Genomic DNA, 9,369 nt, shown 5'->3' on the forward strand with positions numbered 1-9,369 from the left:
ATGTAGCTAGCAACGCCCCGAGGAAGGCGGTGGCATTCGGATCAGCATCCTTCAGACCGTTTGCACCGGAGATTCTGCATGTCGGCACGACCATAAAATGGTGTTTATGGACAGACTGCTTGAAGCCAAGCCCCTCACTCGTCAGGTGCGCCGAGGCGATATTTATTGGATTGCGGCAGACGAGTCGAAAGGCACGATACCGGGAGTTCCTCATCCCCATCTGGTGGTGCAAGAGGACGTGTTCAATCGCTCGCGCATCAGCACAGTCATCGTGTGCGCTCTCAGTTCCAACCTGCATAAGGCTTCGGAACCTGGCAATGTCCTTCTGGAGCCAGGGGAGGGCGAGTTGGCACGGCAAAGTGTTGTTGTGTCATCGCAGGCCTCATGCGTCTATAAGACGCGACTTGGAGATTTTGTTGGTTCGCTATCAGGAAGCCGCGTAGATCAAGTGGTAGCTGGCCTGCGGCTAGTCCAAGACGCCTTTCACCGTGGTCGTTGATGTATTCGCCCGCCCGTTATCACGACTCAGGACGATCGGCGGCCCTGGCTGGCCGTGAAGCTGTGTATTGCACCCACTATTTGTAGGCGTAGGCTCGGCGTGAGGCGGCGAGATGGAGCTCACATTTGAGCGCTACCTGAAGATGCCTGTTGCGCTAAACGGGCGTGATCACGGACTCGGCGTCTCAGATTTGCGCGAAGTCTCTAGTCACGCCAGGGTTGAGCACCGCTGCTGCACGCGGCATCCGCGGCCCGCATCCTTGCCTATCAAATCGCGTTGTGTATTGCGCAGTTAGCTAGCCAGCTTGTCGTGGTGCGGGGCCTGCAGGAGGGCGATTTCCTTTCACTGGGGATACCCCTTGGAAAGTGGCGTGCATCCGTATTGCGAGAGTGCTTCAATGCTGAATTGGACGAGCTCTCAATGCTGAATTGGACGACTTCTTAGCGCGGAATTGGATCCCGCCAAAAGCCACGTTCGATACGTCTGCCACCGGTTGCCTAACTTTCTGGATGCTCCATTTGCAGCCTGAATCTACTTCTGCTCAGTGCATCAGTGCACTTCTTGGCAAATACCCAAACCCGGTCTGTTTGACCAGCTATTGATAGCTGATCGGCCGACTCACAGTCTCCCCCCAGGTCCTCCCGCCACTGCATCCAGGCTCTTTGCATGGTGCCGTCATAGACCAGCTTGTACCGATAGGTTGCCACCTTGACGCCGTCGCCCGATGCTCAGGCCAGCCGGAGTTCTTGAAATTCTTTAGTTGGAGCCGTCCATCGCGAGGAAGTCGTTCGTCCGAAAAATCGTTTGTAGAGACTCATTGGGACCCCTAAAAAAGCACTTTTTGCGCGCTCGTCAACGCCGCAAAGCTGTCGCCTAGCGGCTGAAGGATCGCGTCAGCAATCGGCTGTAGTTGCTTGACAAGGTAGTGTTCGTAGTCAATGCGCGAATGCCGAGCATCCAGGGGTTCGGGACCGCTCTGCGTCATCAAGTACTCGATCCAACCGCCACGCTGGTACTGCTGGGGCCGGTTCAACTTCGCGTTGTGCGCGTCAGCGATGCGCGCCGCGCGCACCTGGGGCGGCACGTTGACCTCGTAGGCATCAAGCCGGTGACGCAGGCGTTTGCGGTAGACGAGCAGCGCATCCACCTGGCCATCCAACATCGACTGCGCATAGTCGGCCACGAAAGCCTGATACGGCTCCCCGTGAAAGATGCGTGTTAACAAGCCCTCTTGAAACTGGCGTGCCAACAGGGTCCAGTCGCTGCGGGCCATTTCCAGCCCGCGATAGACCATCTCCTCCCGACCCTCTTCATCGACGCTCAGGCCGGCGTAGCGTTTCTTGCTGCCCACGTCCGACCCTCGGATTGTGGGCATGAAGAACTTGGCGTAATGGCTGTCGAACTCAATTTCGAGGAAGTTCTCCAGTTGCTGCTCCTCGCGCAGCTTGCGAGTCCACCAGACGTTGATCTCCTGCACCAGGCCGGCTGCAATGGCGTGCGCCTCCGCGTTGGGATAGGTGCGTTTGAGCCAGATGAAGATAGAGTCAGTGTCTCCGTAGATGACCTGGTATCCACGTTGCTCCACGAAGACACGGGTGAGTTTCATCACCTCATGGCCGCGCAGGGTCACGGCGGAAACGAGCTTTGGATCGAAGAACCGGCACTCGGGCGCACCCAGCACTCCGGCAAAAGAGTTCATCAGCAGCTTCAGGGCCTGCGACAGCGGCTGGTTTCGCACCCGCTTGGCCTCGTCGCGGGCATTCGACAGGGTTGTCACGATGTCCGGCAGACAGTGCTTCTCGCGCGAGAACAGCGTGCCTTGCGGGCCCTGGACAAGATCGGTTCGCGCGTCGGCGCGCTCTCCCTCTGCCAGGCCCACGGGATCCACCAGAAAGGTCCGGATGATGGAGGGGTACAGGCTTTTGTAGTCCAGGACGACGACGGAGTCGTAGAAGCCCGGCGTGGAGTCCATGACATAGCCGCCGGGAAACGCCTTGGTCGCGATGTCCCCCACGTTCGGTGCCACATAGCCCAGGCGGTGCATGCGCGGCAGGTAATGGTGGCTGAACGCAGCGATGGAACCACCAAAGTGATCTATCTGCAAGCCCGTCGTCTGAGCTCGCTCCAACACGAACGGGAGCAACTCCAGTTTGTCGAAAATCCGCAGGATGAGCGCGCAGTCGCGGATGTTGTAGCTGGCCAGCGCCGGTTTGTCTTCCTGGTAACGCCGCTCGATCTCTGCCATCTTGTCGTAGGCATTTCCGATCTCCTTACCCTCGCCTAGCAGTGTCTGTGAGACTGCTTCAAGGCTGAACGACTGGAAGCTCCACATGCCAGCCCGCAGCGCTTCGATCCCATCGACGACGACCCGCCCGGGCATCGGCGAGAACAGGTAGCCCTGACGACCGGGGTGCGTACGCCACGCGATGGGACGGCGCTCGCGTCCGAGCAGCAGTTGCACGGAGTTCGCATCGGCGGTCTTTTGCAGCACCCGCAAATCGAACTGGATCACGCTCCAGCCGACGATGACATCCGGGTCATGGACCGCAAACCACGCGTTGAGCTGCTCGATCATCTCCCGCCGAGTCGGGGAGTACACAAGCCTGAAGTCCATAGTTGAGGCTGCTGGCGCCGACGCAGACGCTGGCGCCTCCCCGAGCATGAAGACCACCCGGTCGCCCGCACCATCCAGCGCGATCGAGTAGAGCTCCTCAGTCGCGCTCGTCTCAATGTCCAGCGACATTACCTTCAACACGGGGCGCCAACCGGACGCGGGTTTCAACCTACCGTCGATGATGGTCGAGCCTTCGCGTTGGCCTCCCTCGACCAGAACACCGGCTGTAATGAACCGCTCCATGAGGTGGCGGTCGTGCGGGCGGACATCGGCTTCGTAGAGCGGTATCCCGAGAGGCTGGAGAGCGCGCGCCAACTTGCCGAGATCGCGGAATCTGCGTGCATAGACGCCGAGGACGGGCTCCTGATCGAATGTCTTCAGATCGAGTTCCTTCACCTCCAAGCCATGCAGATTCGCAAGCGTGGCCTGTGCCGCAGCCCGGTGGCAAACAGGCAGAAAAGCGACCGACGTCTGCCGGGTCAGAAGCATCTTTTTCGGCCCCTCGTCGGTGGCCAGCCAGTATTCGATCTCAGTGCCGTCTGGAAGATCGCGCCAGTGGCGTGTGAGGATGAAACCTCGAAGTTCGGCGGGTGCGAGGACTGAGGACATCAGCTAAAGCGGGGGACGCCAGGGCGCGCGGTAATTCTGACCGCTCTGAGGAGGTGATTGACAGGTAGCGCGGCCCTCTTGCCCATGATACTGTTGTTATGTACAGTAACGCAAAACCGATACCAAGAATGCCATGTACAAACCATGCCGCTATGTATTCCGTCCTGCCCGACCGGGTCCCGCATTGCTGCGCCGCATCTGGGCATGGTTCTAAGTCATCCCTGCAGTGCGATACGGTCGTACCCTTGCTGGCGACCGTGGACCCCGCCGCCGTGCACGCGATTTGAGAAGCCACAACTCAACGGGCGCCAGGATGGGGCTTGATCTGTTTGACCACAGGCCTTGCGCGTGCGCGAACGGGCGTTCGACAAAATAGTGCAGCATTGCTCCAAGCAAAATAGTTACAGCGAGTACTTGAGGAACAGAGGTGCATCCGGCCCTCGTTGATGAGTAGGCCTGACGAAGTGGATGCTGGCTTCACAGATCGCAACGGATGCTGCGACCTTGCTTAAGATCTTCCTGCGCTGAGACAAGCTGCAGAATAAACGGCCTATCCCCCACCGAATGGACTTTTACTTGTGAGTCCGACTTTACGCGGTTATTGGTACTTGCCATGACGGGCAGCCGTGGTCCGCACACCCCGCTCATCCGTTCACAGGCCACGCCTGACCGCCGATGCACCTGAGCAACTGCCCCTTTCCGCCCCGTTCCATTGCGAGACACTGCCCGCGAATGTTGCTGGTGTGGTCGCTGATGATGCTTGCTGCCTGCTTTGAGCCCCCGCCTGCGAACGTGTCGCAGGCCTTCTCGTGCGAGGACGCACGCCAACTGCGAATCTGGCGGGCCCGCATCAAAGACAATTTTGCTGCCGTGCAACGACTGACCAGTGCACACAATCCCGAGGCTGCGGACGCTCTGGCCACTATCCGCGGCATGCGCGACCTGCATCTGCAGCTGCGCCAGTATTTCATGACTGAACCCATGCCGGATTGCATGCAGCAGGCCGTGCGCATCTACGTGGACGGACTGGAACCTCTGGAGCGAAGTGGCGACAGGGTCAAGGACCTGCAGGACTCGATGAGCAATGTGTCCACAACGGTGGACCGCTTCGCCCATGCGGTCACAACGGCGATGCCACTATGGGCCCTGGAGGCCCAGAGAGCGGCGTCCATGCCGCGCTGATCCCGTCATCAGTGATGCCCCATTTCTGCCATGATCCTCTCGCGAAACCAGTGCAGCGTGAGGCCGATCAAGGTCTTGCAAAGCAAAACTACATGGTAGGCCACAGGCGTGGGTAAAGGCCTGCATTGCAGTGCCACGAGCTGTCGCGCGGCAAGGCTCATGCACTAAGGCTCGACGCACCGCATGCCACCATGACCCTGATACCAATCCCGGAAACTAAGCCTCGCGCTCTCGATGAATGAGTGACCGAACCAATCGTGAAATCTGGATCGAAGGGCCAACTGGGCAAATACTATGCGCCCTGATCAACGGTGAAGTCGGTTGGCTCATGTATCTACGCGAACCAGGCGACGCTGGTTTTAGTTCCCGTAACCCTGCGTATGCTGGCCCTCAACAGGAGTTCATCAGCTTTGTTCGGTCGAACGGACAGCTTGATGAATATCCTGCAGCCTGGACTTATCCGGTGGCCAAGGTAGAGCTTGCGTTAGAGCATTTTCGAATGCATGGCAGTGCGCCAACGTTCATCACGTGGCACGACGATTCCGGCGGTGGCCTACCTCCATGGTCGACGTCAGCATTGCCAGATTCAAACTAACGAAACGGTCATTTTTTTCCTTAAGGCCGACGTGTACAGGATCCGTGGATGATTTTTCTGAGGGTGTTCGGGAGTCGATGCTTGCGCAGCTCTGCCTGCGGTCAGCGCTTTTGGCACAGCGCCTCTCCCTGGCTCACCGCACCTTCTCGCGCGAGCCACGCCGCTGCCTCCTTGGCCCCCAGGCAGTTCGCCCAGGCCAGCATGGAGATGTTTTTCTTATCCACGTGGTTCACATACAGCTTCCGCTTCGCGTTCATAACCTCCAGCATCTCAACGTTGTTGGACACCAGGGCGCGAATGAACGCAGGCCTGCCGTCCTTGTTCGGATCGTTCGGGTCGGCGCCGAAGTCCAGAAGCACTTGCGCTACATCCGCATGGCCGGCCTGAACGGCCATTTCCAGCGGGCTCAACAGACTGCAGCCTTCGCAAGCGGGGCGCGCGTTGGCGTTGTTGTGCTGTGTGAGCATGGCCTTCAACGTGCTGGGCTGCGGCGGGTAGTCTTCTAGCAGCACGGTCACGTACATGAGCAGCGGCGTGTCCTGCCGTTTGCCCGCGTAGTCGGGGTAGGGGTAGTTGGCGTCCAGCGGCAAGCCCCGCTGCAGCAGCGCCTGAAAGCCATCGGGGCAGCGCAGGGCATACACGGCGAGGTTGGTTTCAGAAAACGCCTGGTTGTCGAACACGCCCCGCACCCTGGCGCCTTGCTCCACCAGCCGGTCTATCTCTTTCCAGTCCGCAGGGTCTGTAGGGCAGCGCTTTACCAGCTTGCCGAGCACCATGGTGATCTGGTCGCTGAACTGGCGGGCCTGTTCCGGGGTTGATCGGGCGTTGGCCGCTGCGGCATTCAAGAGCAAGGGGTAGACGGTGGACGCGGCGGCGGGATTGACGCGGGCTCTCGCCAGCCAGCCTTGTTGGGCCGGCTGCGCGCCGGCGTTCAGCATCAGGCGGATGTGTTCGGCGCTGGGGTTGTCGATCAGCGTGGTCATCACCGCCGAATGGTTGGCGGCCCCTGGCCCACCCTCAGCCAGCAAGAACGCGAAGGTCTCTGGCGGAATGGTCGGGGTACTGTGCTGCAGGAGCTGGATCGCAATGCTTTCGCCGGAGGTGCCTACGGTGCGGCGCAGCAGGCCTTTCTGGCCCAGTGCTTTCAGCGCCGGGGTGCCGAGTTCCGGCGGCAGCAGGATCATTTCCTTGAGCAGGTAGATCAACGGGTACAGGTTGACGGTACTTTCCGCTGCAATGCTCAGCTGCGGCGCAATGTCACGGATGAAGAGCGCGTAGTACTCGTTCTGGAATGGTATGGCCTCCTTGCCGGTGGCCCGGTTGTGGGCCAGCAGGCTCTGCGAGGCTGTGACCCATGATGCCTCTCCGGCCGCATTGCGGGGAGTTTGCCCGGCGCGCAGCAAGCTAGAGATTCTGGCGAGTGTGTCAGCACGCGATGCGCCCAGTGCGGGGCTCAGGAACGTGGCCTGGCTCATCAAGTCGTTCAGATGCTGCCCGCACACGAACCGCGTTTGCGCTTGGGCCTCCATCCGATGAAACCTTTGTTTCTCGAAGGAGGGCAGGGCGTCGAACGCGGCCTGGTTTATGTCGGGCAAGCGCTGGCCTGCGCACACGGGGAAAGCTGACACCTCCAGGCCGACAGCCGCTTTGGAAGGGGGCTCCGGTGGCAAGGGCGATGCGCCTTGGCGGGTCACGGGAAACAGTTCGATCGCTGATACTGCAAACCCGCTGGCTTGGTAGTACAGGTAGCCGCTCACGGCCGTTCGGGACACGGTGGATTTCTCTGTCGCGCTACTGACGGCATTTTCGTGCCCGACCGGGAGCTTGAGCAGCACGCCGCCTTGCATCCCCAGCCCGCACACCCGCACTGAACGGTCTACTGGGCCGATGAGCTTACGCACCTCACGCGGCGGCACTAACGGACTGTCGAACACCGCTGTGCTCCATTGGCCATCGGCATCTTTCTGCCGCGTTTGGATACGTCCGTTGGCGCTTTCCACGCGAATCACTGCAGGGCCGTTGGCTTTGTCGGAATAGTCACCCATCAAACCCTCGGGGCAGTCCACGGCCCTCGCCGCCGAGGTGAAAAGCACGGCCAGTAAGAAGGCTAGGACGGGAAGGATGCGGAGCAAGGGACGGGTCAATCGGGGCCTTGGAAGTCATGTTGAGCTTGCCATCCAACTTCTTTTCCGCCGGCGGCGGAGCCAGGATAATTCAGCCACAGGCGGTATCCCGCGGAAACATAAAGCGATGACAACGACACTTACGGACCTTTTGGCACAAAGAGCCCAGCTGGATGCCGCTATTTCAGAGGCACAAAAAGAAGCATCCGAGGACGCGCTAAGGACGGTACACGAGCTGGTAGCTGAGTTTGGATTCACTGCCCAGCAAGTCTTCCCCTGGAAGCCCATCGAAAAGAAGGTAGTCCAAAAATACCGAGACGAAAAGAGCGGCGCGACGTGGACCGGACGAGGAAGGGCGCCTGCCTGGATTGCGGGAAAGAACCGTGTTGATTACTTGATAGAGCGCCCAAGCTCTGAACAGGGCCCATTCCTGGCCGAGATGGCAGCTGCATCCGCAAGGAGACAGGACTGACGGTGGAAGCGATATCCTCACAGTGCTGGTTCGCGTTGGTGGCCATGGCACGATCCCATTGCACCAGTCTTGTCAGCAGCTGGCAGCGAGCCCATCCGGATGCGGGGTAGTCCGAAGCTAGCCAAGCGCCTCAGTTGCGGCCATTTTTTGTTTCAATATGAAAGGTAATGCGGTCAGCTGGGTGGTCAGCTTCAGGCTGATTGCAGTCATAGGCGACCGCAAACGAATGAGTACTACCGGCTACAAGCTGCCGCTCACTTTTGAGCTGAATCGGGGCAAGGGCAGCAGGTCCTGCCACATCAGCGGCGCCGCAATTAGAATCTTGACATCCATCAACCACCGGTTCAGCTTGAGAGGTTGTCGGCTATTCCGACATGCTCGACCTCTCCGCAGCCATGCAAGGCTTTTTGCTTGCCTTGGGCCTTTTCATTTGTCCTGGCCCCAAAGACATTCTCGTTTTCCGCGAAGCTCTTCTAGGACGCTCTCGGGTGATGCTCGTCGCCATCAGTAGCGGCAGCGACCTCTTTCTGATTGCGGGGGGCGTTCTGGGTGTCTCAGCAGCGCTTGAAACCTTCCCTGCTCTCCAAGTGCTTTTGCAATCCGCTGGAGTTGCATTGCTTATCGGCCACGCGCTGCAAGCGGCGCGCGCTGCCGCCAGAGGATCTGGCGCTTCGGTTGCGTCTGCGACAAAAGTCGGCAAAGGAAGCTGGGTTCGCCGCCTCTTGGTAATGTCTCTCGGAAATCCTGCCTCATGGCTCGACACAGTGGTCATTCTTGGTTCGGTGGGGGCAGCGCTGCCCACTTCGGCCAGCGTGACCTTCTCCGTCGGTGCCTTTCTCGCGTCCATCGTGTGGTTCACTGCGTGGGTGGCACTGGCAAGAGGTGCCAGCCATTGGCTGATCCCGTCAAAGAGCTGGCGCATAGTGGATGCGGTGACGGCGATCGCGATGCTTGGCATGGCGCTCTGGTTGATCACGGGCCTTGTTGCTCGGCTCTGACGATCTTCCCGATGCGCTATGGATCCGCGTTTGGCCGATAGTGCGCGTTCGTTGGTGAACGATTTTATGATCGCAACATTCTTTTGGAGAAGGGCTTGTTCATTCGTTTCGCTCTGCCCGAAGACCTAACATCACTTCGCGCTCTGTTCTTTCACTCGCGTCGGACTGAATCGCCCCGGTTTTTGAGGAGGCTCAACACTCTGAGAGGATTGAGCCATGAAGAAGACGAACAAGTTCTCGCCCGAGGTGCGTGAGCGAGCAGTGAGAATGGTGCAGG

At 59.5% G+C, this 9,369-nt stretch carries 7 protein-coding genes; 5 read left to right on the forward strand and 2 right to left on the reverse strand.

Annotation, left to right across the window (positions count from 1 at the left end; genetic code table 11):
- Nucleotides 1–106: 106 nt before the first annotated feature.
- Nucleotides 107–499 carry a type II toxin-antitoxin system PemK/MazF family toxin gene (locus tag ACSQ3D_RS27580; protein ID WP_436128988.1) on the forward strand — a complete coding sequence of 131 codons (393 nt, stop codon included), beginning with the start codon at nucleotides 107–109 and terminating at the stop codon, nucleotides 497–499.
- A gap of 826 nt (nucleotides 500–1,325) precedes the next feature.
- Here the strand turns inward: ACSQ3D_RS27580 and ACSQ3D_RS27585 are convergent.
- A complete protein-coding gene (locus tag ACSQ3D_RS27585; RefSeq protein ID WP_436128989.1) occupies nucleotides 1,326–3,722 on the reverse strand; it encodes a DNA polymerase II in 2,397 nt (798 codons plus the stop codon).
- Between the two features lie 732 nt (nucleotides 3,723–4,454).
- On the opposite strand from ACSQ3D_RS27585, the gene ACSQ3D_RS27590 reads away from it, so the two are divergent.
- A complete protein-coding gene (locus tag ACSQ3D_RS27590) occupies nucleotides 4,455–4,904 on the forward strand; it encodes a hypothetical protein (RefSeq protein ID WP_436128990.1) in 450 nt (149 codons plus the stop codon).
- A 238-nt stretch (nucleotides 4,905–5,142) separates the two neighbouring features.
- Nucleotides 5,143–5,499 carry an Imm1 family immunity protein gene (locus tag ACSQ3D_RS27595; RefSeq protein ID WP_436128991.1) on the forward strand — a complete coding sequence of 119 codons (357 nt, stop codon included), beginning with the start codon at nucleotides 5,143–5,145 and terminating at the stop codon, nucleotides 5,497–5,499.
- A 101-nt stretch (nucleotides 5,500–5,600) separates the two neighbouring features.
- Here the strand turns inward: ACSQ3D_RS27595 and ACSQ3D_RS27600 are convergent, their stop codons facing one another.
- On the reverse strand, nucleotides 5,601–7,631 hold the full coding sequence (locus tag ACSQ3D_RS27600; protein ID WP_436128992.1) for an ankyrin repeat domain-containing protein: 2,031 nt from the start codon (nucleotides 7,629–7,631) through the stop codon (nucleotides 5,601–5,603).
- Between the two features lie 118 nt (nucleotides 7,632–7,749).
- Here ACSQ3D_RS27600 and ACSQ3D_RS27605 point away from each other — a divergent pair, with 118 nt between their 5' ends.
- Together ACSQ3D_RS27605 and ACSQ3D_RS27610 are read left to right on the forward strand one after the other, a co-directional pair.
- Nucleotides 7,750–8,094, forward strand: a complete 345-nt coding sequence (locus tag ACSQ3D_RS27605) for an H-NS histone family protein (protein WP_436128993.1) — start codon at nucleotides 7,750–7,752, stop codon at nucleotides 8,092–8,094.
- A 374-nt stretch (nucleotides 8,095–8,468) separates the two neighbouring features.
- Entirely contained in the window at nucleotides 8,469–9,092 is a 624-nt protein-coding gene (locus ACSQ3D_RS27610; RefSeq protein ID WP_436128994.1) for a LysE/ArgO family amino acid transporter, read from the forward strand.
- The last annotated feature ends 277 nt before the right edge of the window (nucleotides 9,093–9,369 follow it).

Origin of the sequence: Acidovorax sp. LjRoot117, assembly GCF_964252695.1 — a bacterium.
Taxonomy (GTDB): domain Bacteria; phylum Pseudomonadota; class Gammaproteobacteria; order Burkholderiales; family Burkholderiaceae_C; genus Acidovorax.